At 68.7% G+C, this 24,929-nt stretch carries 27 protein-coding genes; 14 read left to right on the top strand and 13 right to left on the bottom strand.

Annotation, left to right across the window (positions count from 1 at the left end):
* Positions 1-102: 102 nt before the first annotated feature.
* The 4 genes from B0E41_RS17140 (at position 103) to B0E41_RS17125 (ending at position 2,363) form a co-directional block, all read left to right on the top strand.
* Positions 103-780, top strand: a complete 678-nt coding sequence (locus B0E41_RS17140) for a Bax inhibitor-1/YccA family protein (RefSeq protein WP_077332528.1) — start codon at positions 103-105, stop codon at positions 778-780.
* A gap of 148 nt (positions 781-928) precedes the next feature.
* Positions 929-1,339: a TerB family tellurite resistance protein gene (locus B0E41_RS17135; RefSeq protein WP_171984798.1), complete on the top strand. Its 411-nt coding sequence runs from the start codon at positions 929-931 to the stop codon at positions 1,337-1,339.
* Between the two features lie 26 nt (positions 1,340-1,365).
* Positions 1,366-1,758 (top strand): hypothetical protein, encoded by a 393-nt coding sequence (locus tag B0E41_RS17130; RefSeq protein WP_077332524.1) that lies wholly within the window; start codon positions 1,366-1,368, stop codon positions 1,756-1,758.
* Positions 1,755-2,363, top strand: a complete 609-nt coding sequence (locus B0E41_RS17125; protein WP_077332522.1) for an exopolysaccharide biosynthesis protein — start codon at positions 1,755-1,757, stop codon at positions 2,361-2,363. Before B0E41_RS17130 ends, B0E41_RS17125 begins: the two co-directional genes overlap by 4 nt.
* Here the strand turns inward: B0E41_RS17125 and B0E41_RS17120 are convergent, their stop codons facing one another.
* The 9 genes from B0E41_RS17120 to B0E41_RS17080 all read right to left on the bottom strand — a co-directional run bounded on the left by B0E41_RS17120 (position 2,364) and on the right by B0E41_RS17080 (position 14,142).
* Entirely contained in the window at positions 2,364-3,131 is a 768-nt protein-coding gene (locus B0E41_RS17120) for a sulfite exporter TauE/SafE family protein (protein WP_077332520.1), read from the bottom strand.
* A gap of 196 nt (positions 3,132-3,327) precedes the next feature.
* Complete coding sequence (locus B0E41_RS17115; RefSeq protein ID WP_077332518.1) at positions 3,328-4,362, bottom strand: SLAC1 anion channel family protein; 1,035 nt, start codon at positions 4,360-4,362, stop codon at positions 3,328-3,330.
* Positions 4,363-4,507: 145 nt separating this feature from the next.
* Positions 4,508-4,744 carry a DUF2892 domain-containing protein gene (locus tag B0E41_RS17110; protein WP_077332516.1) on the bottom strand — a complete coding sequence of 79 codons (237 nt, stop codon included), beginning with the start codon at positions 4,742-4,744 and terminating at the stop codon, positions 4,508-4,510.
* Between the two features lie 108 nt (positions 4,745-4,852).
* A complete protein-coding gene (locus B0E41_RS17105; RefSeq protein WP_077332514.1) occupies positions 4,853-8,149 on the bottom strand; it encodes an efflux RND transporter permease subunit in 3,297 nt (1,098 codons plus the stop codon).
* A 9-nt stretch (positions 8,150-8,158) separates the two neighbouring features.
* Complete coding sequence (locus tag B0E41_RS17100) at positions 8,159-9,319, bottom strand: efflux RND transporter periplasmic adaptor subunit (protein WP_077332512.1); 1,161 nt, start codon at positions 9,317-9,319, stop codon at positions 8,159-8,161.
* A 152-nt stretch (positions 9,320-9,471) separates the two neighbouring features.
* Positions 9,472-10,668 carry an MFS transporter gene (locus tag B0E41_RS17095; protein WP_253194956.1) on the bottom strand — a complete coding sequence of 399 codons (1,197 nt, stop codon included), beginning with the start codon at positions 10,666-10,668 and terminating at the stop codon, positions 9,472-9,474.
* 254 nt (positions 10,669-10,922) lie between these two features.
* Positions 10,923-12,047 carry an alanine racemase gene (alr, locus tag B0E41_RS17090; RefSeq protein ID WP_077332558.1) on the bottom strand — a complete coding sequence of 375 codons (1,125 nt, stop codon included), beginning with the start codon at positions 12,045-12,047 and terminating at the stop codon, positions 10,923-10,925.
* Between the two features lie 209 nt (positions 12,048-12,256).
* A complete protein-coding gene (locus B0E41_RS17085) occupies positions 12,257-13,411 on the bottom strand; it encodes a hypothetical protein (protein WP_253194952.1) in 1,155 nt (384 codons plus the stop codon).
* Positions 13,408-14,142: a hypothetical protein gene (locus B0E41_RS17080; protein ID WP_216350774.1), complete on the bottom strand. Its 735-nt coding sequence runs from the start codon at positions 14,140-14,142 to the stop codon at positions 13,408-13,410. Before B0E41_RS17080 ends, B0E41_RS17085 begins: the two co-directional genes overlap by 4 nt.
* Before the next feature lie 360 nt (positions 14,143-14,502).
* Between B0E41_RS17080 and lplT the strand changes: the two genes are divergently transcribed.
* Positions 14,503-15,786: a lysophospholipid transporter LplT gene (gene lplT / locus B0E41_RS17075; RefSeq protein ID WP_077332506.1), complete on the top strand. Its 1,284-nt coding sequence runs from the start codon at positions 14,503-14,505 to the stop codon at positions 15,784-15,786.
* 222 nt (positions 15,787-16,008) lie between these two features.
* Here lplT and B0E41_RS17070 read toward each other — a convergent pair whose 3' ends face one another.
* Positions 16,009-17,106, bottom strand: coding sequence for a response regulator (locus tag B0E41_RS17070; protein WP_077332504.1), 1,098 nt, complete (start codon positions 17,104-17,106; stop codon positions 16,009-16,011).
* A 178-nt stretch (positions 17,107-17,284) separates the two neighbouring features.
* On the opposite strand from B0E41_RS17070, the gene B0E41_RS17065 reads away from it, so the two are divergent.
* Positions 17,285-17,767, top strand: coding sequence for a glutathione peroxidase (locus tag B0E41_RS17065; protein ID WP_077332502.1), 483 nt, complete (start codon positions 17,285-17,287; stop codon positions 17,765-17,767).
* Positions 17,768-17,944: 177 nt separating this feature from the next.
* Here B0E41_RS17065 and B0E41_RS26695 read toward each other — a convergent pair whose 3' ends face one another.
* The gene (locus tag B0E41_RS26695; protein WP_143433878.1) at positions 17,945-18,256 is read right to left on the bottom strand and encodes a hypothetical protein; all 312 of its coding nucleotides are present in this window, start codon (positions 18,254-18,256) and stop codon (positions 17,945-17,947) included.
* On the opposite strand from B0E41_RS26695, the gene B0E41_RS17060 reads away from it, so the two are divergent.
* The 8 genes from B0E41_RS17060 to B0E41_RS27165 all read left to right on the top strand — a co-directional run bounded on the left by B0E41_RS17060 (position 18,255) and on the right by B0E41_RS27165 (position 23,636).
* Positions 18,255-18,629, top strand: a complete 375-nt coding sequence (locus B0E41_RS17060; RefSeq protein ID WP_077332500.1) for a hypothetical protein — start codon at positions 18,255-18,257, stop codon at positions 18,627-18,629. The two genes, B0E41_RS26695 and B0E41_RS17060, sit on opposite strands and share 2 nt — an antisense overlap.
* 1 nt (position 18,630) lies before the next feature.
* Positions 18,631-19,188, top strand: coding sequence for an ATP/GTP-binding protein (locus B0E41_RS17055; RefSeq protein ID WP_077332498.1), 558 nt, complete (start codon positions 18,631-18,633; stop codon positions 19,186-19,188).
* 213 nt (positions 19,189-19,401) lie between these two features.
* Positions 19,402-20,754: an ATP-binding cassette domain-containing protein gene (locus B0E41_RS17050; RefSeq protein ID WP_171984796.1), complete on the top strand. Its 1,353-nt coding sequence runs from the start codon at positions 19,402-19,404 to the stop codon at positions 20,752-20,754.
* Positions 20,755-20,769: 15 nt separating this feature from the next.
* Positions 20,770-21,177: a hypothetical protein gene (locus B0E41_RS17045; protein ID WP_077332494.1), complete on the top strand. Its 408-nt coding sequence runs from the start codon at positions 20,770-20,772 to the stop codon at positions 21,175-21,177.
* Between the two features lie 17 nt (positions 21,178-21,194).
* The gene (locus B0E41_RS17040) at positions 21,195-21,590 is read left to right on the top strand and encodes a roadblock/LC7 domain-containing protein (protein ID WP_077332492.1); all 396 of its coding nucleotides are present in this window, start codon (positions 21,195-21,197) and stop codon (positions 21,588-21,590) included.
* A 7-nt stretch (positions 21,591-21,597) separates the two neighbouring features.
* Positions 21,598-22,707 carry a 2Fe-2S iron-sulfur cluster-binding protein gene (locus tag B0E41_RS17035; protein ID WP_077332490.1) on the top strand — a complete coding sequence of 370 codons (1,110 nt, stop codon included), beginning with the start codon at positions 21,598-21,600 and terminating at the stop codon, positions 22,705-22,707.
* A gap of 67 nt (positions 22,708-22,774) precedes the next feature.
* Positions 22,775-23,278: a hypothetical protein gene (locus B0E41_RS27170; protein ID WP_077332488.1), complete on the top strand. Its 504-nt coding sequence runs from the start codon at positions 22,775-22,777 to the stop codon at positions 23,276-23,278.
* A gap of 1 nt (position 23,279) precedes the next feature.
* Entirely contained in the window at positions 23,280-23,636 is a 357-nt protein-coding gene (locus B0E41_RS27165) for a roadblock/LC7 domain-containing protein (RefSeq protein ID WP_077332486.1), read from the top strand.
* 10 nt (positions 23,637-23,646) lie between these two features.
* Here B0E41_RS27165 and B0E41_RS17020 read toward each other — a convergent pair whose 3' ends face one another.
* Both B0E41_RS17020 and B0E41_RS17015 read right to left on the bottom strand, forming a co-directional pair.
* A complete protein-coding gene (locus B0E41_RS17020; protein ID WP_077332484.1) occupies positions 23,647-24,357 on the bottom strand; it encodes a YafY family protein in 711 nt (236 codons plus the stop codon).
* 5 nt (positions 24,358-24,362) lie between these two features.
* Positions 24,363-24,929 (bottom strand): DUF6151 family protein (locus tag B0E41_RS17015; protein ID WP_216350773.1); only part of this gene is annotated, 567 nt, incomplete at its 5' end.

Genomic DNA, 24,929 nt, shown 5'->3' with positions numbered 1-24,929 from the left:
TTCGCTTTTTTGGGATTGAACGTTCGTGATTGTCTGCTTTTTCAAAACCGTTCACAGCCCTATCTTCGAGCCTCCCATGTTCACCTAGAAAGGAGAACCCTCATGGAAACCGTTCGCCGCAATCCCTCAATCTCTACCCGCCCCTCACTGGGTGTGGACCGCCCGCAGGCCGCCAAGGTCTTGCGCAACACCTACGCCCTGCTCTCGCTGACCCTGCTGTTCGCGGCCGGCACCGCCGCGCTTGCCGTGGCCAACGCCTGGCCCGCGCCCGGGCTGGTGATCACGCTGGTGGGCTACTTCGGCCTGCTCTTCGCGGTGCACAAGCTGCAGAACAGCGGCTGGGCGCTGCCCGCCGTGTTCGCGTTGACGGGCTTCATGGGCTACACGCTCGGCCCGCTGCTCACGCACACGCTGGCCCTGCCCGGCGGCGCCGGCACGATCACGGCCGCGCTGGGCGCCACCGGTGCGACCTTCCTCGCGCTCTCGGCCTACGTGCTGACCACGCGCCGTGATTTCAGCTTCATGGGCGGCTTCCTGTTCGCCGGCATGGTGATCGCGATCGTGCTGGGCATCGCGGCCTACGCCTTCTCGATGCCCGCCATGGCGATGGCCGTGTCTGGCATGGTGGCGCTGCTCTCGGTGGGCCTGATCCTGTTCGAGACCAGCCGCATCGTGAACGGCGGCGAGACCAATTACGTGCTCGCGACCGTGGGCCTGTTTGTCTCGGCCTTCAACCTGTTCACGAGCCTGCTCAGCCTGTTTGGCCTGAACAACGACTGAGATAGCCCACCCCTGCCGCGCTGCGCGCGACCCCCTCAAGGGGGCGATGCGAGTGGCCCGGCAGAGCCGGTTCCACCGCATCCTGGGTGGCACCGTCTCCTTTCTCAGAGTGATCTGATCTCCCGCCTTTTCTCGAATGGAACACCCGATGCGAAGCTACCCGACCAACAGCCCCGAAGCCGCCGCGCGCCTGCTCGCGATGGCGTTGGTGGCCGACGGCCAGTATTCGATGAACGAGATCAAGACCATCGACCGGTTGCAAGCGGCCCGGCGCCTGGGACTCGCGCCCGAGGCGATCAAGGCGGTGATCGACGGTTTCTGCGAAGACCTGCTTCTGGCGGCCGACGGCCAGTGGACCGGATCGGCCGACATGGACGAGGCCTCGCGCGAACAACTGCTGGCTGAAGTGCAAGACCCGACGCTGCAAGAAACCGTGTGGCACCTGTGCGAGGCGGTGGCACTGTCGGACGGGCATCTCGCCGACGGCGAGGTGGAGCTGCTCGACCGCATGGCCTTCGCCTGGCGGCACCCGTCGATGGCGATGACCAGTGCTGCCTGAAGCCATTTCGTGATCGGAGCACACACATGAGAACCCTGATCTGGCTGGTGGCCGGGCTGCTGGCCGCGGTGTGGACGGGCATGGTCGCGCTGACCGTTCAATTGAGCGGCTGGTTGCTGAACGCGGTGGCCTCGGCGCCATCGACGGGCACCGCGCCCGGGCCGCTGCCTGTGCCCGATTGGCTCGCACCCTGGGCCGACACCGAGTGGTTCGCCGCGCTGCAGGTGGTCTGGATGAACGGCGCGCAGTGGCTGGCGCACTGGGTGCCCGGCGCGGGCGGACTGATGGAGTGGGTCACGCCGCTGCTGTGGACCGGCTGGGCGCTGGGCCTGCTGCCGCTGCTGGCGCTCGCGCTGTTCCTGCATTGGCTGGCCGGTCGAGGGACCCCGCCTGCCGCGCCGCGCAACGCATCAGCATGATCAAAGCACGCGCCCAGCAGCTTCGCCGCGCGGCTGGCGAGCCGGGTACTGCGTGCGAGCGGCTGAGCCTGAATCAGTTGCTGCGCCTCAACGGTGAAGGCTCGGGGGCGGTGCTGCTGATGCTGCTGGCGCTGCTCTCTTCGCTGCCGGTGGCGGGCGCGGGCGGCCTGTTCAGCATCGGGTTGTTGGCGCTGGCCTGGGCCTGGCTGCGGGGCCGCGAGACGGTGACCATGCCGCAGCGGTTGGGCAGCATCACCCTCAGCGAAACATGGAGCCGGCGCAGTCTGCATGGCATGGCCTGGATCTACGAGCAGGCCGAGCGCAGGTTGCGGCCGCGCTGGCCAGTCTGCTGCCACGCGCGCACGCGGGTCTGGTGGGGCCTGTGGATCGCGCTGATGGCGGTGGTGATTTTTCTGCCGCTGCCCCTGGGCAATGTCTTGCCCAGCCTGAGCCTGATCCTGCTGAGCCTGGGCTGGATGTTCCGCGACGGTGTGGCGATGCTGCTCTCGGCGGCCACCGGCGTGGGCGCCCTGGGCTACGTGGTGTCGCTCGGTCACCTGCTGACCGGGCTGCTGGTCAAGGCCTGGGCCTGGTGGCCCTACTGATCAGGCCGCGTTCCGATAAAAGAACACCGCGCTCATCACCAGGCCGGTGACGATCACGCCACCGCGCACCCAGGCCACGGGCAGGCGTTTCGACCAACGTGCACCCATGAAGCCGCCCGCCGTGGCGGCCACCATCATCAGCAGCCCCGGTTGCCAGGCGATGGCGCCCGCGATCACGAAGGCCGCGACCGACAGCCATGACAGCACCAGCGAGTTGAGGTTCTTCAGCGCGTTGACCGTGTTCAGCCGCGCCTCACCGGCCACGGTATACAGCGCCATGAGCAGGATGCCCAGACCGCCGTTGAAATAGCCGCCATAGACCGCCACCGCGAGCAGCGCGGGTTCCTGCCAGCGGACCGTGGCCGGGCCGTGGGGTGCAGCGGCCTGCGCGCGGCGCGCGATGCCCGGCCCGGCCGCAAACAGCACGGTCGCGAACAGCAGCAGCCAGGGCACGATGCCCGAGAACAGCCGCGCAGGCGTGACCAGCAGCAACAGCGCGCCCGCCACGCCGCCCACGGCACAGATCAGCATCTCGCGCACCAGTCGCTCGCGTGGCAGCGCGCGCAGCTCGGGCTTGAAGCCCAGCGTGCTGCCAAAGTAACCGGGGCTCACCGCGAGCGCGCTCGTTGCATTGGCCGTGATCGGCGGCACGCCCGCGAACACGAGCGCGGGAAAGGTGAGAAAGCTGCCACCGCCCGCGATGGCGTTGAGCACGCCGGCGGCAAAGGCGGCGATGGCGAGCAGGGGCGAAACAGTGAGGAAGTCCATGCGCCGATTATTCCGGTCGGCCCGCACCCGATTCACTTCATCGCGGGCAAAACTGTTCGGCGGGAAACCCGCCGCGCTACCAGGACGGTCTCCGGCGCGAAGGGCATGAGCTCAGGATGCGGCGGAACCGGCTCCGCCGGGCCGCACCGCATCGCCCCCTGGAGGGGGTCGCGCGCAGCGCGGCGGGGGTGTTCCCTCAAGCCAGCACGATGTTGGCCACCGGCTCGGGCGCGAGCAGCGAACCGTCGCGCAGGCCCTTCACGGTGGCGAAGCCGAGCCAGAGCACGACCATGGAGGTGGCGGCGAGCAGCAGCACGCCGGCCATCTGCAAGGCGCCACCGGTCGCTCCCTGCAGCTCCACCAGGCGCAGCGTGAGCGTGGTGAAGGCGGCGAGCGGGAACGACAGCGCCCAGAACGCCACACCGAAGGGCTGGCTGATGGCGCGCTTGAGCACCGGCAGCACCCAGAGCACGAAGAACAGCGCCAGTCCCCACAGCGCCTGCACCGCGATCAGCGGCGCCTGCATCTGCGCCAGCACGAGGCCGATAACGGCGGGTGGCGCCACGACGATGAACCAGGCGGGCAGGATGCGGTCGGGCAGCGGGCTGTGGGCGATGCGACGCGCCAGGATCAGCGCGATCACCACCGGCCAGAGAAAGGCACCGATGCCGAACTGCGCCGAAGCCCAGCCGGTGTGCCCCAGCGGCAGGCCCGCCAGCGGCGCGACCACGTTGCCCACCACCGGAATCAGCAGCACGGGCGTGACCGCCGGCCACAGCCCCGTGTTGCCCGGCCCCTGGCCCGGCGCGGTGACGATGGGCGCGAGCCAGCGGCCCAGCACCCAGACCGTGGCCCAGAACTGGCCCAGGCTGCCGGCCCACCAGATGGCGCGCCAGAACAGCGAGAGGCCGCCGTCGGCACCGCCAAGCGCCACACCCACCGTGGCCAGCAACAGCAGCGACACCGGGAAAGCCGCGACGAAGGCGTGGCGCACCGGGTGCTTCAGGTCGTCGGCCAGCGCCGCCGGGTAGCGCGAGGCGCGCAGCAGCGAGGCCACGAGCAGCACCCCGAACACCCCCAGCGCCAGCACCCCGGTCACCAGCGCGATGCCATGGGCCATGTCGCCCAGCAGGGGGCCGGCGCGGTGCCAGGCCAGCGACAGGCCACACAGGCCCATGACCAGCGAGAACCAGCCGGGCATGAGGAACTTCAACGGGGTGGGACTGGACATGATGGATGAGGAGGTGTTGATCGAAGGGAAAGCGATCCGCCGCCGGGCCGCCCCAAGGCGGATCAGCCCCCTCGGGGGGCAGCGACCCGCGAAGCGGCGGAGCCCCGGATTCGCCCCGTAGGGGAGAAGACGCTTGGGGGCATCATCAGCTGCATTTTCCGCCGCCGCACGAGCCATTGCCTTCGGGCACACCCATCTTCTTGAACAGAATGGCCGGCGGGCAGAAGCCGGTGATGCCGGACTGCGCCAGGTTGAAGCCGGCGAAGGCGGTCAGCGCGAGGAACCACTCGCTGACGAAGATGGGGCTGCCGTGGTAACCCAGGGCCAGCGAGATCAGGACCACGGTGCCGGCCATGAGGCGGATGTAGCGTTCGACGGTCATTTCAGACTCCTTGAAAAAAACACGAGAAAACTGGCTTGCCCGGAGCGCGTGCCTCCCACCAGGGCACCCGTGGAACCGGCTTTGCCGGGCCACAGGGGTGCGTCCCCCTCAGGGGGAAGACGCGAAGCGGCGCAGGGGGTCATTTTTGTACGTGGCGAAATAGAGCACCGGGATGACGACCAGCGTGAGCAGCGTGGACACGGCGATGCCGAAGATCAGCGAGATCGCCAGGCCGTTGAAGATCGGGTCGTCGAGGATGAAGAAGGCGCCCATCATGGCGGCCAGGCCGGTCAGCGCGATGGGCTGCGCGCGCACCGCGGCGGACTGCACCACGGCCTCGGCAAAGGGCACGCCGCGCCGGGTTTCGAGCTCGATGAAGTCCACCAGCAGGATGGAGTTGCGCACGATGATGCCGGCCAGCGCGATCATGCCGATCATGCTGGTCGCCGTGTACTGCGCGTTGAGCAGCGCGTGGCCCGGCATCACGCCGATGATGGTCAGCGGGATCGGCGCCATGATGATCAGCGGCGTGAGGTAGCTCTTGAACTGCGCCACCACCAGCAGGTAGATCAGGATCAGTCCGACGCCATAGGCCGCGCCCATGTCGCGGAAGGTCTCGTAGGTGATCTGCCACTCGCCGTCCCACTTCACCGCGTACTGGCGGTACGGGTCCTTGGGCTGGCTGATCCAGTACTCGCCGAGTTCGCCGGTGTTGGGCAGCGCGGCGGCTTGCATCGACGAGCGGATGCCGAACAGGCCGTACAGCGGTGAATCGAGCGAACCGGCCATGTCGCCGAACACGTAGGTCACCGGCAGCATGTCTTTGGTGTAGCGCGGCTGGTCGATCACGCCGCGCTCCACCGTCACCAGCTCGGACAGCGGCACCATCGCACCGTTCGCCGCCTTCAGGGGCAGCGCGAGCAGCGCGTCCAGACCCACTTGCTGGTCCAGCGGCAGCTGCAGGCGCACCGGCACCGCGAACTTCGCGTGGCCGTCATGCAGGTAAGCCGCATCGGAGCCCGAGAGCGCGGCATGCACGGTCTGTGCGATCACCTGCACCGGGATGCCCAGCGACTCGGCGCGCTGGCGCTGGATGCGCAGGAAGGCGCGCGGGGCGTTCTCTTTCAGCGAGGTGTCCACGCCCACGATGTCGGGCGTGCCGGCGAAGGCTTTCGCCACACGCTGGGCGAGTTCGGCGCGACCATCCTGGTCCGGCCCATAGACCTCGGCCACGATGGGCGACATCACCGGCGGGCCGGGCGGCACTTCCACCACCTTGACGCGAGCGCCGTGTTCGGCGGCGATCTTCTCCAGCGCGGGGCGGTGGCGTTGCGCGATGGCGTGGCTCTGCTCATGCCGCGAGTGCGCGTCGATCAGGTTGACCTGCAGGTCGCCGCCTTCGGCCTCGGCGCGCAGGTAGTACTGGCGCACCAGGCCGTTGAAGGTGATGGGGCTGGCGGTGCCGGCGTAGCCCTGCACGTTGGCCACCTCGGGCTGCGTGGCGAGCCAGGCCGTCATGGCCTGCAGCGCGGCGGTGGTGCCTTCCAGCGGCGTGCCGGCGGGCATGTCCACCACCACCTGGTACTCGCTCTTGTTGTCGAAGGGCAGCATCTTGAGCACCACGCCCAGGAACGAATTGGGCACCAGCGCCAGGCTCACCGAGAGCAGCAGCGCGCCGCCAATGCCGGCCGCCAGCAGCCAGCGCTTTTTCGCGCTCTGCAGCAGCGGCGTGAGGGTGCGCGTGAACACGTTCTGCAGCGTGCGCGTGATCGTGCCGGGGCCGTGCGCGGCGTGGCCTTCGCCGGTCTTCGTCAGCTTGAGCGCGAGCCAGGGTGTTACGGTGAAGGCAATCGCCAGCGAGATCGCCATGCCCATGCTGGCGTTGATCGGGATCGGGCTCATGTAGGGGCCCATCAGGCCGCTCACAAACGCCATGGGCAGCAGCGCGGCGATGACGGTGAAGGTGGCCAGGATGGTGGGGCCGCCCACTTCGTCGACCGCGCGAGGAATGATCACCGACAGCGGATCGTGCGGCGTGAGCATGCGGTGGCGGTGGATGTTTTCCACCACCACGATGGCGTCGTCGACCAGGATGCCGATGGAGAAGATCAGCGCGAACAGCGACACGCGGTTGAGCGTGAAGCCCCAGGCCCAGCTGGCGAACAACGTGGCCGTGAGCGTGAGGATCACGGCCGCGCCGACGATGATGGCCTCGCGCCGGCCCAGCGCCAGCCCCACCAGGATGATCACGCTGCCAGTCGCGAAGATCAGCTTCTGGATCAGCTTGTTGGCCTTGGCCGCGGCGGTTTCGCCGTAGTCGCGCGTGATGGCGACGTTCACGTCGTCCGGGATCACGGTGTTTTTCAGGTTGTCCAGCCGCTCGCGCACGCCGGCGGCCACGTCCACGGCGTTTTCACCGGGCTTCTTGGTCACGGTGATGGTGACGGCCGGGTGGTTCTGGCCTTGTTGCCCGGCGTGGGCCGCGTCGGCGGCGCCGGGGGTGAACCACACGTAGAGCTGCGGCAGCTGTGCGCCGGCTTCCACGCGCGCCACTTCGCGCAGGTAGATCGGCCGGCCCTCACCCGCCTTGCCCGTCACGCCGACCACGATGTCGCCCACGTCCTGCGCGTTCTGCAGGAACTCGCCGGTTTCCACCGACAGCATGCCGGGCTCGCCCTTGGCAGGGTTCGGATTGACCACCGAGCCCGAGGGCATGGCCTGGTTGGCCGAGGCGATGGCGCCCTGCAGCGCCTGCACGCTCACGCCGCGCTCGCGCAGCTGGTTTGGCTCCAGCCACACGTGCACCGCCCGGCCCGGGCCACCGATAGTGACCACCTCGCGGGTGCCGGGCACGCGCTTGAGCTCGGTTTCGACCGCGTGTGCCACGCGCTCCAGATCGAAGGCGCTCTGCGCGTCCTTCGTCCACAAGGTGGCGGCGAGCACCGGCACGTCGTCGATGCCCTTGGGCTTGACGATGGGGGTCATCACACCCAGGCCCCGGGGCAGCCAGTCCTGATTCGCGTTGAGCACGTCGTACAGACGCACCAGCGCCTCGGTGCGCGGCACACCCACCTTGAACTGCACGGTGAGCACGGCCACGCCGGGGCGCGCCACCGAGGTGGTGTGCTCGATGCCCTGGATCTGCGAGAGCACGTGTTCGGCCGGCGCGGCGACCATCTTCTCCACGTCGGCACTCGACGCACCGGGGAAGGGGATGATCACGTTGGCCATGGTCACGTTGATCTGCGGCTCTTCTTCGCGCGGCGTGACCAGCACGGCGAACAGGCCCAGCAGCAGCGCGACCAGCGCCAACAGCGGCGTGATGGCGTTGGCTTGGAAGGCCCGCGCCACAGAGCCCGAGAAGCCGAGCTTCTCCAGCGTGGAGAGATCGTTCGGGTGGCTCATGGCGTCGCCTTATTTCGCGGCGGGCTGTGCACCAACCAAACCCGCTCGGACCGGGTCGAGCGCCACGCGGTCGCCGGCCTTCAGGCCCGCCAGCACTTCGACGCCTTCACCGTGCGTTGCGCCGGTGCGCACGGCGCGCAGCGCAAAACCTTCGGCCTTGCCTTCACCTTTGTTCGTGACCACGTAGACGCCGGTCAGCTCGCCCCGGTGCAGCAAGGCGGTCGCGGGCACCACGAGGCGCTGGCGGTCGGCCTGCGCGCTGCCGCCCACGAAACGCACCTTGGTCTGGCGCCCCGGCACCTGGTTCGCGCCGTCGGCCTCGCTCAGGTTCAGGCGCCACTCCACCGTCTGCGACACCGGGTCGGCGGCGGGCAGGCTGGTCTGGGACGACGGCACCACCCACTGGTCGGTGCCCGGCAGCTGCACCTCGATCTTCGAGGCCGACAAGGCGAGCGCCTGCATCGATGCCGGCACGTGCACCACGGCGCGGATCGGCTGCGGCGCGTAGACCGTGAGCACGGGCGCACCCGGCGTGGCCAGCGCGCCGGCCTCGGCGTGGGTGGCCAGCACCCAGCCGTCCCAAGGCGCGGTCAGCCGCGTGAAGCCCTGGGCCACGCTGGCCTGCGTTTGCCCGGCGCGTGCAGAGGCGGTGCCGGCCTGCGCGGCCTTGTACTGGGCCAGGGCGGAGTCGACCGCCGCTTGCGCCAGGAACCCCTGGGCGCGCAGATCGCGGGCTCGCTCGTAAGCCGCTTTGGCGTTGCTCAGGTTGGCGTCGGCCTGGGCCATCCCGGCCTGGGCCTGCGCCACACCGGCCTGTGTGGCGCGGTCGTCGATCACGGCCAGCACCTGACCGGCTTTCACACGGTCACCCGCCTTGACCGACAGCGTGGCGATGCGCCCGCTGGCCTGCGCCGAGAGCACGCTCTGACGCACCGCCTGCAGGCTGCCGTCGAACACCGCGCCGGCACCCACGGCCTGGGCGCCCACGGCGATCACCGGCACCTGCGGCCCGGCGACGGGCGCCTCGCCAGCGGCGTGCGCGCCGCCCATGGCCAACACCGCAGCCACCCCCAGCGCAAGCGGCAAAGCGCCCCCAGCCCAGCGGCGGGTCAGGGTGAAACGAATGGCCAAGGCCGACGGCAGACGGAAACCAATGGAACGGGCAGGCATGGACTTCTCCTATACGGCCTGCAGTATACATTTATACCCCTAGGGGTACATTAGGCACGCCACCCCAATGCCTGAAGCAGCGCCACCACCGCCGGGCCGGCTTTGCCGGACGACCCGTGCCGCCGCGCGCAGCGCGGCGGGGGTGTCTCAGTTCACCGCCGCCCGAGCCGCCAGGCGCACACCACAAACCCCAGCGCGCCCACCACCAGCACCGCGTAAGCACTGCGCAGTCCGTAACTTTCGGCCAGTTGACCCATGAACAGGGCCGCCACCTGGGCGCCGCCGGTGAACGACAGCATCAACAGCGCCGAAAGGCGCGGTGCCTCCTGAGGGAAGCTGCGCAGCGCCGTGCCAAGCAGGATGGGGAAGGCGACCGACACCCCCAGACCGGCGGCGAAGTTGCACAGCGCGAGCACCGCGAACGGCGCGCCCGCCGGCAGCAGCCACACGACCAGCAGCGCCACGGTGGCCAGCACGCCCAGGCCCTGGATCTTCTGTTCCATCGAAAAGCGGCTGTGCCAGAAGGCCTGCCAGACGCGGCCGACCACCATGCCCGCCATCAGGAAGCCCAGCGCCAGGCGAGCGCTCTGCGCGTGCAGGCCCAGCACCTCGGTGGCGTAGCTCACGAACCAGAAGTTCTGGCCCCACTCGCACAGGCCGCTGCAAACGCCAGCCACCAGCACCCAGCGCACCAGCGGCTCGCGCAGCAGCCCCGCATACCCCAGGGGGGTTAGCGGCGTGCCAGTGGCGCCGTCGGCGTGTTGCAGCTCGGTGCGGAACCCCACGCTGCTCAGGCGCCGACTTTGCAGCGTCATGGCCAGCAAGGCCAGCGCCATCAGGGCAAAGACGAGGTAGGGGCCGCGCCAGTTCGGGTCGGCGAGCAGCGCGGCAGCGGCCAGCAGCGGCGAGAGCACCGTGCCCAGGCTGTAGCCCACGTCCACCAGCCCGATGATGCGGGTGCGCTGCTCGGGGTCGTCGCTCATCTCTGCCAGCAGGCCGTGGCCCAGGGTGAACAGCGCCGTCTCGAAGGTGGCGATGCTGACCATGAAGAAGGCCAGCCAGCCGAAACTCGGCGCGGTGAGCACGCCCACCAGCGCGCCCATCACCAGCGTGGTGTAGACGACCAGCAGGCGCTGCGGCGGGTAGCGCTTGGCGATGGCGCCCCCCAGCAGCGAGCCAATGGCGCCACCCGCGCTCCAGATCGCCATCAGCCAACCCACCTGCTGGAACGACACGCCCATCTGGGCGCGCAGGCTGGGCGTGACGGCGCCCAGCAGGGCACCGAAAACGCCCCAGGTCACGGCGCAATACAGGATGACCCAGGCCACATAAGGCAGACCGAGGAACACGGCCAAGGGAGAGCGGGAGGCAGGCGGGAGAGACAAGGCGGGGCTTTCGACACAAGAACAATGCAATCGATTGTCTTGCGCCATCCTCAGAGAAAGCCGAGCCCATCAAAAAAGAACCCACGAGGTAACCGGGTAGGCCCACAACACCCTCACCGGAGCAAGTGCCTCAACCCAGGATGCGGTGGAACCGGCTTCGCCGGGCCACTCGCATCGCCCCCCGGGGGGTAACGCGCCCTTAGGCGCGGCGCGGGGGGTTACCCAAAATGAACGCGCTGCGCCACCGCGCAAAGCAGCTCGTAGGAAATCGTGCCGGCCGAACGCGCCACCTCGTCCACCGGCAGCTGGGCGCCCGTCGATGGCGACACACCCCAGAGCACGACCTCGCTGCCCACGCCAGCGGCCACGCCCGCTGCCTCCAGCGGCGAGAGGTCCACCGCGATCATGTCCATGCTCACCCGGCCGACGGTGCGCGTGCGCACGCCGTTCACCAGCACGGGTGTGCCGGTGGGTGCGTGTCGCGGGTAGCCGTCGGCGTAACCGCAGGCGACCACGCCGATGCGCATGGGCACCTCGGCAGCAAAGGCCGAACCGTAGCCCACGGTGTCGGCGGGTTGCAGCTGCTGGGCGCCGATGAGCCGGCTGGAAAGCGTCATGGTCGGTTGCAAGCCCCAGTCAGCGGCCGTGTGCTCCGGGTAATCGGGGGCGCCGCCGTAGAGCGCGATGCCTTCGCGCACCCAGTCCGCGGCGAGCGTGGACACGCCCTCACCGCGCAGCGGGCTCTGCGCGTGGCGCAGGATGGCGGCGCTGTTGCACAGCGTGCGCTCGCCCGGCAGATCGGCCGTGGCGGCTTCAAAAGCGGCGACCTGGTGGGCGATGCCGCGCGGGCCGTCGGCGTCGCTGAAGTGCGTCATGAGCGAGATTTCTTCGACCTGCGGCAGCGCGTTGAGCCGCGCCCAGGCGGCGCGGAACGCGGTGGGTGTGAAGCCCAGGCGGTTCATGCCGCTGTTGAGCTTGAGGAAGACGCGGTGCGGCACCTGGGTCTTGTGCGCCGCGAGCCAGTCGATCTGCTCGGTGCAGTGCACGGCATGCCAGAGGTGCAGGCGCGAGCACAGCTCCAGGTCGCGCGGCTCGAACACGCCTTCGAGCAGCAGCAGCGGGCCGCGCCAGTCCAGCGCGCGCACGCGCTCGGCCTCGGCCAGGTCGATCATGGCGAAGCCGTCGGCCCCGCGCAGGGCATCAAAACAGCGCTCGATGCCGTGGCCGTACGCGTTGGCCTTGACCACCGCCCAGACGCGCGCGTCGGGCGCGCGCAGGCGGGCCTGGTTCAGGTTGTGCTGCAGGGCTTCGGGGTGGACGGTCGCGAGGATGGGGCGGGGCATGGTGGCACGAGCGGTTGAGGGCAGCGACGACTTTCGCACAAACACGCCCGCCCGAGCGCCGCATGCACCGCGATTCATGCCACTGCAGCGCAGCTACTGAAAACCCGCCCGGCACGCGATGTCCCCCAGCCAGCACACGCCGAAGAACCGGCTTCGCCGGGCCAAAGGCGTGGTCCCCCCAGGGGGAAGCCGCGCAGCGGCGCAGGGGGCTACAAAGCCTCCAGGCTCACATAGACCATGGTCTGGTTGAGCAGCTGGTAGGCGATTTCACCGAAGGTCATGGGCCCGGTGATCGGCCCGGTGCGCTGGCCTTCCAGCTCGCCGTACAGGTAGTTGAGGATGCAGTTGCAGCTCCAGCTGGCGCCGTGCGCGTCGGGCGGCAGCGCTCCGGCAAAGGCCTGGCTGTAATCGGGCACGGGCTGGGCGATGCGGTAGACCACGTCGTCGAACACCGGGGCGTAGAAATCGACGTGGCCCGCCGCCGCGTCGACGGCCTTGAAGGACACGTTGATCATGGCGCCCGAGTAGTCCGCCACCAGCGGCAGGCGGGTGTCCACGCCCTGCTCGACCAGGTACTGGGCCAGGTTGACCAGGCGCCCGTTGACGAAACACTCCTGCGCCGAGAAACCGGTCGAGGGAAACGTGATCTCGTCGCCGGGGCCGGGCTGGAACAGGTTCAGGATCTCGATGCGCGGGTACAGGGTTTCGGGCAGCGGGATGTGGATGGCCAGCGCCTGGTCCTGGCGGAAGCTCAGGGTCTGGCCGTTGGCCACGACCGGCGCGGCGCGGCCGAGGTCGTCCAGGTGCACCCCGGCGATCCAGCCCACGATGGGCTTCATGTACATGTCCTCGTAGCCGGGCGCCTCGCGCGCGTAGAGGGAATGCACCTCGGAAAACGCCGGCACGATCAGCACCGTCAGGCCATGGGCCGGCGCGTCCAGAGCGATCTGCGAGAGGTTGTGCTGGTTGTACCAGCACAGGCGGGGCGCGGCGCCGTGCACCGGCAGCGCCGTGACAAAGAGTTGGTCGCGCGTGGTCTCGCCGCCGCCCTGGCCCATGAAATAAGGAATGCTGCCTGCCAGCCAATGGCCCTGGGGCAGCTGGCGCAGCAGCGCTTCGTCGGCGGCGATCGAGAGAAAGCCGCCGCTGCGGATAGCTGCGGCGGTGTCGGCCAGGCTCATCAGCACGCCGCTCGCAGGCAGCGGGGTCACGGGTGTTCGGGCGGTGGCCATGGAAATACCTTCGCCCTGCGGGCTGCGATGCGAGCTGGCTTGGGAACGGCCCGGCGCGGCGCTCACTGGAGTACCTTCGCCCTGCGTGCTGCGGTGCGAGCTGGCTTGGGAACGGCCCGGCGCGGCGCTCATGCCGCCCCATCCAGTCGCAGCTGCGCGAGTTCGTGGTTGAGGACGCGCTCGTTCTTGACGAAGTAGCGGTGCAGTTCCTTGAGCTTGAGCATCCGCACCTCATCGTCGTGGATCAGGTCCAGCTGCGAGCGCAGCCGGGTCAGCATGAGCTTGAGGCTGAGCACCTTGATGTCCAGGCTCATGTCGCCGTCGAGCACGCGCAGCCAGATCGGGTCGGTCACGTCGGGCACCGCGCTGTCGTCGGCCACCGCCGGCGCCGCAGCGGGCGCCACCGCCCGCTCCGCCGCGGCGCTGGGCTGGCCCGCGCCGGTGCGGCCGGTGTCCAGCGCGTAGCGGTAGCGCCAGACGTCCTGCAGGCTCAGGTCGAGCAGCGAACAGACCGACTGCACCGACAGGCCCTCGTTGAACAGCGCAAAGACCCGGGCCGCCAGTGCCCGCGAAAACGGCATGCCCGGCTCGCCCATCCAGTTCAACCCCCGGGTCTCGAAGCCCACGGGCAGGGCCACGTGCAGGTGAAAACGGACCGCGCCCAGCGCCAGGTGCTGCCACACCACGGCGTCGGTGGGGGCCACGCTCTTGCGGCCCCGGCCGAACCAGCCACGGTCGGCCGGCTCCTGCGAGACCCAGACGTCGCAGCGCCGCTGGCGCAGGTCCAGCCGGTACTCGCGCACCTCCCAGGGCCGTTCTATGAATAGCAGCTGCCGCAGCAGTGCCCTGTCGATGCTGATCATGGGGGTCTCCTCGTTGTTGTGGGCGTCGGGGCGCGCGCCAGCGGCCGCCAGGGCGACCGCCACCCAGGCGCAAAAGACATGCCAGCCGGAACAGCCCCCAGGCCCGCCAGGTTTGCGTCAAACTGACACACACCCCCGTGAAAACCCTGTCCAGCGGCGGTGCAACAGACGCGCACATGACGCACCCGGGACACCCGATCCGGTGCCCGCCACCCTCGGGAAAACGGCAAGACACAATCTGCTTGACGCCACAATCGCCGTGCTATAACCCGGCATCGTTGGAGACAGCCCCCGGCCTTCTGAGTCCGCCAGCCGCCACACACATCCGGGCGATCGATCCGGTCACAACAAAGCAATTCGATGAAGCGCGGCTTCTACACCATCATGACGGCGCAGTTTTTCAGCTCTCTGGCTGACAACGCGCTGTTCGTGGCTGCCATTGAATTGCTCCGGAGCAATGGTGCCCCCGCCTGGCAAGGTGCCGCCCTGGTCCCGCTGTTTGCCCTCTTCTATGTGGTGCTCGCGCCGTTCGTGGGCGCTTTCGCCGACGCGAGGCCCAAGGGCAGGGTCATGTTCATCAGCAACGCGATCAAGATCGTGGGCTGCCTGCTCATGCTGATGAACGTGCACCCCCTGCTGGCCTACACGCTGGTGGGCCTGGGCGCCGCCGCCTATTCCCCCGCCAAATACGGCATCCTCACCGAGCTGCTGCCACCGTCGCAACTGGTCAAGGCCAACGGCTGGGTCGAGGGGCTGACCATCGCCTCGATCATTCTGGGGGTGCTGCTGGGCGGTCAACTGGTGGGGCCGCTGATCGCTGGCGCGCTGCAGCAGATCGACCTGCCCTGGGTCAACACGGGGCTGGACCGCCCGGCCGAGACCGCCATTGCGGTGCTGGTGTTCGTCTACATGATCGCGGCCATCTTCAACCTGCGCATCCCGCTCACGGGCGTAACACCCCGCCCGATGCTGAGCAACCCGCTGGTGCTGCTGCAAGACTTCTGGCTCTGCAACGGCCGCCTCTGGCGCGACCACCTGGGCCAGATTTCCCTCTCCACCACCACCTTGTTCTGGGGCGTGTCGGGCAACCTGCGCTACATCGTGCTGGCCTGGGCCGGTGCCGCCCTGGGCTACAGCACCACGCAGGCTTCGTCACTGGTGGGCGTGGTGGCGCTGGGCACCGCCGTGGGCGCGGTGGTCGCGTCGATGCGCATGAAGCTGGACCAGGCCACACGCGTGATGCCGCTGGGCATCGCCATGGGCGTGCTGGTGATCCTGATGAATTTCATCGACAACGTCTGGATCGCCGCCCCTTTCCTCGTGCTGCTGGGCGGCCTGGGTGGCTTCCTGGTGGTGCCGATGAACGCGCTGCTGCAACACCGGGGCCACAACCTCATGGGCGCGGGCCGCTCGATCGCCGTGCAGAACTTCAACGAACAGGCCTGCATCCTGGGGCTGGGCGCGCTCTACAGTTTTTCCACCGCCGCCGGACTGCCCGCGGTGGTCGCGATCACCGCATTCGGCGTGATCGTGGCCGGCTTCATGTGGGTGATCATGAAGTGGCACCAGCACAACCTGCGCCACCACGGCGCCGAGCTGGACCGCCTGCTGGAGATCGCGCGCCGCGACGATTTGCATGGGTGAGTACCCCCCGCGCCGCGCCTAAGGGCGCGTCACCCCCCAGGGGGCGGCACTGGCGGCCCGGCAAAGCCGGTTCCGCGGTGCCCTCGGTCGGCCCCTCGCTCCGGCGAACCCAGGGTGCTCCGGCGGCAGGTGTCTTCACCCAGGATGCGGTGGAACCGGCTTTGCCGGGCCACTCGCATCGCCCCCTGGGGGGTGACGCGCCCTTAGGCGCGGCGCGGGGGGTCAAAAACTGATGTTGGTCTTCTCGAACCCGTCCAGCACCACCAGGCGATGCTGGGACAGCACCTTGTAGAACTCGGCTTCGCCCACGGAACGCGACAGGTAGGCGTCGCAGCCCGCCAGCCCCGCCTTGATGCGGTCCATGCTGCCGGCGGTGGGTGCAAACATCATCACGACCGGTGACAGGCCGTTGGGCAGCTTGCGCTGTTTGGCGTTGCGGCAGACCGAGTACGCGTCGGGGTCGCCCTTGAGGCGGTCGATCGCCACGAGGCGGTAGGGATGGGACTTGAGCAAGGCCATCGCCTGGGGCGCCTCGCGTGACCAGTCGATGCTCAGGCCGTAGCGTTTGAGTCGCTTGTGCAGGATGCGCCCTTCGACCAGGCTTTCTGCCACCAGCAGCACGTCGCCACGCGGCGCCTCCGGGACCGGCGGCTTGGGCGCCGACGTGCTTTTGGAGGGCCGGGGGGCCGGCGCACGGGACGGCGGCGCCGGCGTGGGCAGCACGTCCAGCGCACCGAAGTCGGTGATGCCGACCACGCCCGGACGCGCGTGCCGCGGCATCTCGATCTCGGGGCGTGGGGCGGGTGGTGGCGACACCGGCGCGGGCGCGCGCGCGGCGCTGGCCCTCGTCATGGGTCGCGTCGCGGGGAACTCGGAATCGGCTGAGCGGGCGCGTTTGCGGGGCGCAGTCACCAACGGCGCCTGGGCGCTGACAAAGGGCTGCGTGGCGGCGAAGGAGCGATCAGCCCCGCGCTGGGGAGTCACCAGCGGTGGGTGAGCAGGGGCCGGCCGCCGAGCGCCTATCAATTCGTCCAACGCCGCCAGCACGCCCACAAGCTTCACCGGCTTGCGCTGCAGTGGCCAGCCGGTGCCCCCGTCGCTGTGCCCGATCAACAAGACCTTGCCCGGCAGCTCGGCGTACCGCACCAGGTGCAGGGCCTGGGCGTTGTCGGCGTTGACGATCAGCAACTGAGCGTCCATGACCTCGTCTTGCACGGTGTAGGCGGGAGGACGGCGCGATGCCAATCGGAAAAACGACTCAAAGGTCGCCGACTCGTTCTCTGCGAAACCAACCATGACCACCGTATAAGCGCCTGCCATTCACATCCTCCAACTGTAGACAAAGGGATTCATTTCTACCCGCCAGAGTATGCCCGTTCCCGTGCAAAAGACCCCAGTTGGGGCCCATGCCGGTCACGGCTCCGTGACGCAGTTCCCCCTTTTGTGGTCGCAGGAAACCGCAATCTGCGATAGTCAGCGCCCGACCCAGGAGCCCACCATGCCCAGCATCTATGACTTCAAAGCCCAGTCCATCGACGGCAAGCCTGTGGACCTGGAGCAGTTTCGGGGCCACCCGTTGTTGATCGTCAACACGGCGAGCGCTTGCGGCTTCACGCCCCAGTTCGGCGGTCTGGAGCAACTGCACCAGACCTACGGCGCACGCGGACTGGTGGTGCTGGGTTTCCCTTGCAACCAGTTTGGCCATCAGGACCCGGGCAGCAACGGTGAAATAGCCACGTTTTGCCAGCGCAACTATGGCGTGACGTTTCCGATGATGAGCAAGATCGACGTCAACGGTGCCGACGCACACCCGCTCTACCAGTGGCTCGCGGCTGAAGCGCCCGGCCTGCTCGGCAGCAAGGCCATCAAGTGGAACTTCACCAAGTTCCTGGTCGGGAAAGACGGCAGCGTGCTGAAGCGTTACGCACCGCAGGACGCGCCCGAGAAGCTGTCCAAGGACATCGAGGCAGCGCTGGCCTGATTCCTCCCCAAGGTCGGCGCCCCCCCCGACCCCGCTTCCCCCACATGGGGCAGCGCTCACATCGCCTCAGTGGACCTCCGGGCAGTCGCCCTGCGCGGTTGTTCGCGCGCGTCCACACACCACGCATCCACTCCCGGTGCGCGAAATCGCTTCGAAGCGTGCAGTTTTTTGGGCTGATCACACCCACCCCGCCCAGCTTCGAACATTAAAAATTAATGAATCGTTAAAAACTTCATGAACGCTTGAAATCCATCGCGGGTGTTTGGACCATTTTTGACAAAGCGCCGAAAACACCCGTGATATTTTTCGTGCAATCGTTTGTTTTGGGCCCTTTACGCAGCTTTTAGCCGTCGTCGACAGCACGGAGCGCCCAGGAGAGCCGATCAAAGGCATTTGAGATGGACGCATCAGGCCGTCGGTATCCACGGATACCCCGTGTCGCGCCCCACTTGCGAGCCTTTTTTCAACAACACCGCGCAAGCTCTTCATGCGACACAGCCGTCTTCTGTCCACCAACGCCACGTCCCAGCTCGGCCCCCAGTTCGCCGTGTTGCGTCTGCGCTCCTGGCCCGACCTGCGCCACGTCTCGGACAGCCTGATCCCCGACGTGATCCGTGTCTGCGCCCTGCTGGCGGTCCGGCCCACGGGGGCGCCCTTGATCCACCGCCTGCTGGACATGCCACGCGAACGTGCCCAGCACGTCGTGGACATGCTCCACCTCCACGGGCATCTGAGCGACGGTGCCCCGGCCATCCAGCTGGAGAAGAAGCATGAGACCCCGCCGCCGAAAGAGGTCTCACCCTCAGTGACTGGTTTTCTGGATCGCTTCCGGAAAAAATTGCTGGCCGCCGGAGCGCACTGAGGTGGAGTGCTCTGTCCTGTTCATGGGCCCGGTGGGCGCTGGCAAGAGCATGGCCGTGCAGACCCTGTCGGACATCGATGTACTCGACACGGACGAGCGCGCCACCGACGAGACGGCCGCCTACAAACAGAACACCACCGTCTGCATGGATGCAGGCGTGCTGGAGCTGGGTTCCGGCGACAAGGTGCGACTGATCGGCGCCCCCGGGCAGGACCGCTTCGACTTCATGTGGGACATCCTGCTGCAACAGGCACGGGCCGTCATCCTGCTCGTGGACCACAGCCGCGTGAGCCGCCTGGAAGATCTTGATCACTTCATGGACCGCCTGGGCGAGCGCCTGGTGGGCCGCAAGCTGCCACTCGCTGTCGGCGTCACGCATGTCGACTTGCTCCCCGAGGTGTCGCTCGGCATCTATCGCCGGCGCCTGCGGGAACGCGAAGACCGTTTTCCCGCCTGCGTGATCCCGGTGCTCCCGGTCGATGCCCGCGAGAAAAGGGGCCTTCAAGCGCTGGTGCTCACCGTGGCGTCCATGCTCGAAATGCTGCACCGGTATGGGTAGCAGGCTCCCCCCGCCGCGCTGCGCGCGACCCCCCAGGGGGCGACACCAGCCGTCCGGCAAAGCCGGCCCGGCGGTGTCCCCGGCTGTGCCGTCGCATGCGCAGTGGATCGCGCTGGGCACGGTGGAGCAACTGGCATGAGCGCCGCGCCGGGCCGTTCCCAAGCTAGCTCGCACCGCAGCCCGCAGGGCGAAGGTACCCCAGTGAGCCCCACCATGACGCCGACCCTGCGTCTGCGCGGATTCGGTCTGGCCTACGGCGACCGCGTGGTCTTGCGTGGCATCGACCTGGACGTGCCCGCGCAAGGCTGCACCGTGCTGCTTGGGCCGGCGGGCACCGGCAAGTCGTCTCTGTTGCGCACCCTGGCCGGCTACAACGACAACAACCCCAGCCTGCGCGTCTGGGGCCAGGCGCAGTACCAGGGCACCGCACGAACCTCTGACAACCAGCCGGCGCTGGTGGTGCAAAAGGCCCAGCTGCTGGTGTCCACCGTGCTGGACAACCTGCTGACCGGCCTGCCCGACCGCTCCCGGCTGACCCGTGCGCAGCAGCTGGAGCGTTTGCGGCAGATCACCGAGGACCTGGGTCAGGCATGGGTCATGGACTGCCTGCAGGCCTCGGTCCTGGATCTGAGCCTGGTGCAACAGCGGGTGATCGCCATCCTGCGTGAATTTCTGGGCCGACCGGCCTTGCTGATGCTCGACGAGCCCACCACCGGCCTGAGCGAACACGAAGCCGACACGCTGGCGGAATTCATCGAAAACACCGCCCGCCAGCAAGCCATGCTGCTGGTGCTGCACCACCTGCGGCTGACCCGCCGACTGGCCCAGCATGTGGTGCTCATCGCGAGCGGAGAGACCCAGGAAAGCGCGCCCACCGAGCCATTTTTCGACAGCCCGCAGAGCGAGGCAGCGCGCCAGTTCATCCGCACCGGCTCCTGTCCGGAGTTTCCGCATGCAGCGGATTCGAACGCCGGTCACGATGACCCCACTGTGCCGACCCCGCCTCCCCCCAGCCCATCCCAATTGATCAGCGCGGCGAGTGGCCCACGCGGGTTTGCCTGGCTGTTGCCCGGGCAACTGGCGGGCACGCCCTGGCCGGGCCTGATCCGGGAAACCGAAGACGATCTGGACGCACTGCGCCACGTCGGTGTCACCCGGCTGGTGAGCCTGACCGAGCAGGCGTTTCCAGCGGCGCTGGCCGCACGCTTCGGCATCCAGTGCGCCAGCCTGCCCATCCCCGACATGCAGGCGCCCACCCTGACCGGTGCGGCCGCGCTGTGCAACGACATCGACCAGTGGCTGCGGGCGGGCGAAGTGGTGGCCCTGCACTGCAAGGCCGGCCTGGGGCGCACGGGCACCCTGCTGGCCACCTACTGGCTCTGGCAAGGCAACGGCCGACGCACCGCACTCGAGAGCATCGACCGCGTCCGCCGCCTGGACGTCGCCATGATCCAGTCCCCCTCGCAGACGGCGTTCCTGTCTGGCTTCGCCGACTTTCTCAGCCGGCGACCGTATTCCCCCTCACGACCTTGGGCAATGGTCGATCCACAAAAACGATTCCCCTGAAAGGAAATTCTCCCCATGAACAAACTTGACGACACCTTGCAGCGCGCCATGACCGGCATCCCCGAGTGCCTGGCCGCCGGCATGGTGGACCTGGCCTCCGGCATGGTGCTGAGCATCAAGACCGTCGACTCCCACCCTTCCGAGGTGTTCGACATGCTGGCCGCGGCCACGTCCGACCTCTTCCAGGGCCCCAACGTCGTGGCCATTGAGAAGGTGTTCAAGAAGGCGCGCGGCCTGCCCGAGAGCGTGGACCACCACTACTTCCAGGAAATCATCGTCAACAGCGAAAACCTGATTCACGTGTTCCTGCGCAGCAAGCGCCAGCAACAGGTGGTCTGCTTCGTCTGCCGCAAGGGCGCCAACCTGGGCATGGTGCTGACCAAGGCGCGTTCGGCCGTGCCGGCCGTCGAAGCCGCTCTGTGATCGGCTGAGGACGGCCCATGAACACCCGATTGACCCAAGAAGCCCTTGCCAGTCGGGCCCGGGCCGTCCTGCGCGGTCTCCATTCGAGCCTCGCCGAGGTGGAAGCCTCGGCGGTGGTGACCCGCGACGGCATCACCGTCGCCTCGTTGCTGTCCTCGGGGACCGACCCGGACCGCTTCGGTGCCATGTGCGCCTCGCTGCTGGCGCTGGCGGCCCGTGCCAGCAAGGAAGTGGACCGCGGCAATCTGCGCCAGATCATTCTGGACGGCCAGCAAGGCCCGCTGCTGCTGACCCACGGGGGCGACTCGGCCGTGCTGGCCGTGGCCGCCACCCCCCGAGCCAACCTCGGGCGCCTGATTCTGGAGACCCGCCGGGTCGCGACCGATCTGGCGGCCCTCTGGGCGCAAGCCTGAGCCCGTCATGCACCCGATCCATTACCAGGGGCGGTCACTTCGCTGCCGCGAAAACGAGAGCCTGCTGGACGCCTTCGTGCGCACCGGCGTGGCGATCGACTTCTCGTGCAAGAGTGGCGTCTGCCGCCGCTGCCTGGTCAAGGTGCAGGACGGCACCGCGCCGGCCGAGGCCGCCCGCTCACTGCCCGCCCATCTTCAGTCGGCAGGCTATGTGCTGGCCTGCCAGTGCAAGCCCTCCGGCCCCCTGAGCCTGGCCCCCTCATCGCCCGCGGACATGCTGACCCCGTGCATGCTGGTGGGGCGCGAACAGTTGGCCGACGGCAGGTCGGTGCTCTGGTTCGAGAGCGCCACCGAACTGGCCTTCATCGTCGGTCAATCGGCCCAGATTTTTGATGGCCCGTTCCCGGCGCCGGTCACCGTCCGCCTGACCGGGCGGGACGATACACAGGGGCTGATCCAGGCCGAGGTGGCACACGATGTGCTGCCCCAGGCTGCGTTTGCCGATGACGCGCTGTTCGGCGCCGACTTCCAGTTGCGCGGACCGTTCCCGCTGGAGCCCGAGGGCGAAGCCCTTTTACCCGAACCCGATCCGGCGCAGTGGCATCTGCTGGACCACGGCCGACTGGTGCGGCGGGTGCTGGAGGCCTTCTACCAGAAGGTGTACGCCGACCCTTTGCTTCAGCCCTTCTTCGAGCGGGTCTCGATGGAGCGGGTCATCGGCAAGCAGCATGCGTTTCTCATGCAGTGCATGACGGGCGACAACGTCTACATCGGCGAGCGCCCGAAAAATGCCCCCCACTGGATGGTCATCCCCGACACGCTGTTCGAGCACCGCCAGCGCCTGATGGCCCAGGCCCAGCGCGAGCAGGGCCTGACGCCGGAGCAGATGGCGGGCTGGCGCCGCTACGAAGAACACTTCCGCGCCGACATCGTCAAACACGCGCCTTGGCCCCGGCGCATGGGCGATCAGGTCATTGAAACCGAGCGCTACGACACCGTGACCCTGGACGAGGGCACGGTCTGCGACCACTGCGGCGCCGAGATCGCCGCGGGCAGCACCGTGCGTTTCCACGTCCGGCTCGGGCAGGTCGGCTGCCCGCGCTGCGAGCGCGGCTGAGCCTGGCGACACCCATGAACCGCCCGCCCGCCACCTGCACGTCCAGCCCCGGGGCATCACCGAGTGGATGACGCGGGCCCCCGATGCGCGGCAGCCGGATCAACGCCTGTTCCGGGCCCTGCTGCGGCAGCCTCAGAACGCCACCGAGGTGGACGTGGGGTGGCTGAGCCAGAGCACCGGCCTGTCGCGCGGCGAGGTGGCGCGCTCGCTGTTCGGCCTGCATCGACTCGGCAGCATCCGCGTGTCCATTGGCACACCGGCGGCGCCGCGCGCACCGGGTCACCCGGCCGCCGACATCCACCGGCAGCTCCAGCGGCTCTGCGACGACACGGCCGGTGCCGCCGTGCTGGCCGACCCCGATGGTCTGTGCCTGGCGAGCCATGGCGTGGCGGGCGACGACGCCCAGGGCCTGGCCGCCGGGTTTGAGCCCTTTCGGCACGCCATGGTCCGGGCCATGCCGCTCTACATCGGACGCCGCCCCTGCCGGCTGCACACCACCTCCTCGGCGCTGGTCAACCACGAGGCCCTCGTGGGTCTGGTGCGAAGCCTGCACGCGCTGCTGGTCGACTGACATGCCCGACATCCAGGACATCCTCGACCAGATCACCGAGTGCCCCGGCAGCGCCGGCGCGGTGCTGGCCACCGCCGATGGCCTGCTCATGGCGTCGGCGGGCGCCTTGCACGGCGACGTGGCCGCCGCCGCTGCCGCCAGCCTGACGCAGGCAGGGCAAGAGGCGCTGGCGGCGCTGGGCCAGCGCCCCTGGGTCGAGCAATTGATCTGGTCCGACACCCAGGTCTGGTACCTGACCCAGCTGCACGGCACCCATGTGCTGCTGCTGGTGTGCGACGACCACAGCCACGCGGGCGCGCTGCGTTGGACCGCGCGCCGCATGGCGTTGCAGCTGGAGCCCACCCTGCTGCAGCTGTGACGCTGACGCACTAGAACGGGCAGGCCCCGCCTTCTCGCGCTCCCTCGGCCTGGACCTGCCGCAGCAGGTCGGCCAGCGTCTTGCCTGGCTCGTCCACATAACGGCGCGGCAGCGGGCGCACGGTCTGGATGCGGTCGGCGCGGAAGCTGCGAAAGGCCTGCCGGGTTTCGCACCAGGCGGCCAGCGTCCACACCTTGCCCCAGAAGAAGCAGCCCAGCGGCCACACGGCGCGGGTGCTGGGCTGTTCGTTCACGTCACGGTAGTCGAGCTCCAGCACCGTGCGCGTCTGCGCGGCCTCGCGCAGCACCTGCAGCACCCGCGCCACCCCGGGATCGAGCCTCAGCGGTGGCACCAGCAGCGGCATCTTCTCCACCTCGGTGCGCACCACCCCGGGCAGCACCGACAACACGCGCGACATGGCGTCGCCCGCGGCCAGCGCCAGCGCCGGATCCAGCCACTGCTGCGCGATGCGCGTGGCCACGGCCAGCGCGCGGGCCTCGTCGGCCGTGAACATGAGCGGCGGCAGGTCGAATCCTTTGCCCAGCCGGTAGCCCACGCCGGCCTCGCCCTCGATGGGCACCCCCTGCACCTGCAGGTCGGCCACGTCGCGGTACACCGTGCGCGCCGACACCTCCAGCCGCCCCGCCAGCCAGGCGGCCGTGGACAGGCGCCGGCCACGGATCAGTTGCACCAGGGCAAAGAGGCGGTCGGCGCGGCGCATGGTCTTCAGCCGCGACCGGGCGCGGTGGGCTGCAGGCGGGCACGCTCCTCGGCGGAGAGCACCTTGGGCTCGGCCACCGGCGCGCCGGATGCGGTGAAAAACGGCGTGTCTTTGTAGCGCCCCGACAGGCGGCTGCCTGCCACCATGCCCAGGATGCGCAGCAACGCACCGCCCATGCCGAAGGCCTGCGGCTTGGGCTCGCCGATCGCGCTCGCGGTGTTGACGCTGCCCTGCACCGGGCCGAACGCGGCCTCCAGCGGCGCACTGTCGAGGCACTGCGCCAGCAGGCCGGTGAAGGGCATGTTGCGACTGTTCATGGTGTTGCCCACCGGGGTGCGGCAACACGCGGCGTACCAGCGCAACATGCCTTCGCCGGACAGGCGCATCACCGCCAGATGCGCCGCGCCCTGCGTGATCTTGATGCGGTGCGGCGCGAGCTGAATCACGTCCGAACCGCCCTGGGCGTCGAGCACCTGGTCGGTCGAGCCCAGAAACCGCGCAAAGGCCTGACAGTCCTGGCAGTAGCACCGCATGCGGTTGCTGAGCCCGTTCAGTTCAACGTGGCCTTGCAG

It is taken from the genome of Hydrogenophaga sp. A37, from assembly GCF_002001205.1.
GTDB lineage: Bacteria > Pseudomonadota > Gammaproteobacteria > Burkholderiales > Burkholderiaceae_C > Hydrogenophaga.
Note: the sequence above shows the minus strand (reverse complement) of the source record. Positions and strands in the feature narration are given on the sequence as shown.

Coding starts and splice junctions, on each gene's coding strand:
- B0E41_RS17130 (WP_077332524.1), top strand. CDS start 1,366: ATGAGAACCCTGATCTGGCTGGTGGCCGGGCTGCTGGCCGCGGTGTGG.
- B0E41_RS26695 (WP_143433878.1), bottom strand. CDS start 18,256: ATGAAGAGCTTGCGCGGTGTTGTTGAAAAAAGGCTCGCAAGTGGGGCG.
- B0E41_RS17140 (WP_077332528.1), top strand. CDS start 103: ATGGAAACCGTTCGCCGCAATCCCTCAATCTCTACCCGCCCCTCACTG.
- B0E41_RS27170 (WP_077332488.1), top strand. CDS start 22,775: ATGACGCGGGCCCCCGATGCGCGGCAGCCGGATCAACGCCTGTTCCGG.
- B0E41_RS17080 (WP_216350774.1), bottom strand. CDS start 14,142: ATGATCAGCATCGACAGGGCACTGCTGCGGCAGCTGCTATTCATAGAA.
- B0E41_RS17070 (WP_077332504.1), bottom strand. CDS start 17,106: ATGGCAGGCGCTTATACGGTGGTCATGGTTGGTTTCGCAGAGAACGAG.
- B0E41_RS17040 (WP_077332492.1), top strand. CDS start 21,195: ATGAACACCCGATTGACCCAAGAAGCCCTTGCCAGTCGGGCCCGGGCC.
- B0E41_RS17120 (WP_077332520.1), bottom strand. CDS start 3,131: ATGGACTTCCTCACTGTTTCGCCCCTGCTCGCCATCGCCGCCTTTGCC.
- B0E41_RS17020 (WP_077332484.1), bottom strand. CDS start 24,357: ATGCGCCGCGCCGACCGCCTCTTTGCCCTGGTGCAACTGATCCGTGGC.
- B0E41_RS17085 (WP_253194952.1), bottom strand. CDS start 13,411: ATGAGCGCCGCGCCGGGCCGTTCCCAAGCCAGCTCGCACCGCAGCACG.
- lplT (WP_077332506.1), top strand. CDS start 14,503: ATGAAGCGCGGCTTCTACACCATCATGACGGCGCAGTTTTTCAGCTCT.
- B0E41_RS17065 (WP_077332502.1), top strand. CDS start 17,285: ATGCCCAGCATCTATGACTTCAAAGCCCAGTCCATCGACGGCAAGCCT.
- alr (WP_077332558.1), bottom strand. CDS start 12,047: ATGCCCCGCCCCATCCTCGCGACCGTCCACCCCGAAGCCCTGCAGCAC.
- B0E41_RS17105 (WP_077332514.1), bottom strand. CDS start 8,149: ATGAGCCACCCGAACGATCTCTCCACGCTGGAGAAGCTCGGCTTCTCG.
- B0E41_RS17060 (WP_077332500.1), top strand. CDS start 18,255: ATGCGACACAGCCGTCTTCTGTCCACCAACGCCACGTCCCAGCTCGGC.
- B0E41_RS17100 (WP_077332512.1), bottom strand. CDS start 9,319: ATGCCTGCCCGTTCCATTGGTTTCCGTCTGCCGTCGGCCTTGGCCATT.
- B0E41_RS17045 (WP_077332494.1), top strand. CDS start 20,770: ATGAACAAACTTGACGACACCTTGCAGCGCGCCATGACCGGCATCCCC.
- B0E41_RS17125 (WP_077332522.1), top strand. CDS start 1,755: ATGATCAAAGCACGCGCCCAGCAGCTTCGCCGCGCGGCTGGCGAGCCG.
- B0E41_RS17110 (WP_077332516.1), bottom strand. CDS start 4,744: ATGACCGTCGAACGCTACATCCGCCTCATGGCCGGCACCGTGGTCCTG.
- B0E41_RS17035 (WP_077332490.1), top strand. CDS start 21,598: ATGCACCCGATCCATTACCAGGGGCGGTCACTTCGCTGCCGCGAAAAC.
- B0E41_RS17115 (WP_077332518.1), bottom strand. CDS start 4,362: ATGTCCAGTCCCACCCCGTTGAAGTTCCTCATGCCCGGCTGGTTCTCG.
- B0E41_RS17135 (WP_171984798.1), top strand. CDS start 929: ATGCGAAGCTACCCGACCAACAGCCCCGAAGCCGCCGCGCGCCTGCTC.
- B0E41_RS17050 (WP_171984796.1), top strand. CDS start 19,402: ATGACGCCGACCCTGCGTCTGCGCGGATTCGGTCTGGCCTACGGCGAC.
- B0E41_RS27165 (WP_077332486.1), top strand. CDS start 23,280: ATGCCCGACATCCAGGACATCCTCGACCAGATCACCGAGTGCCCCGGC.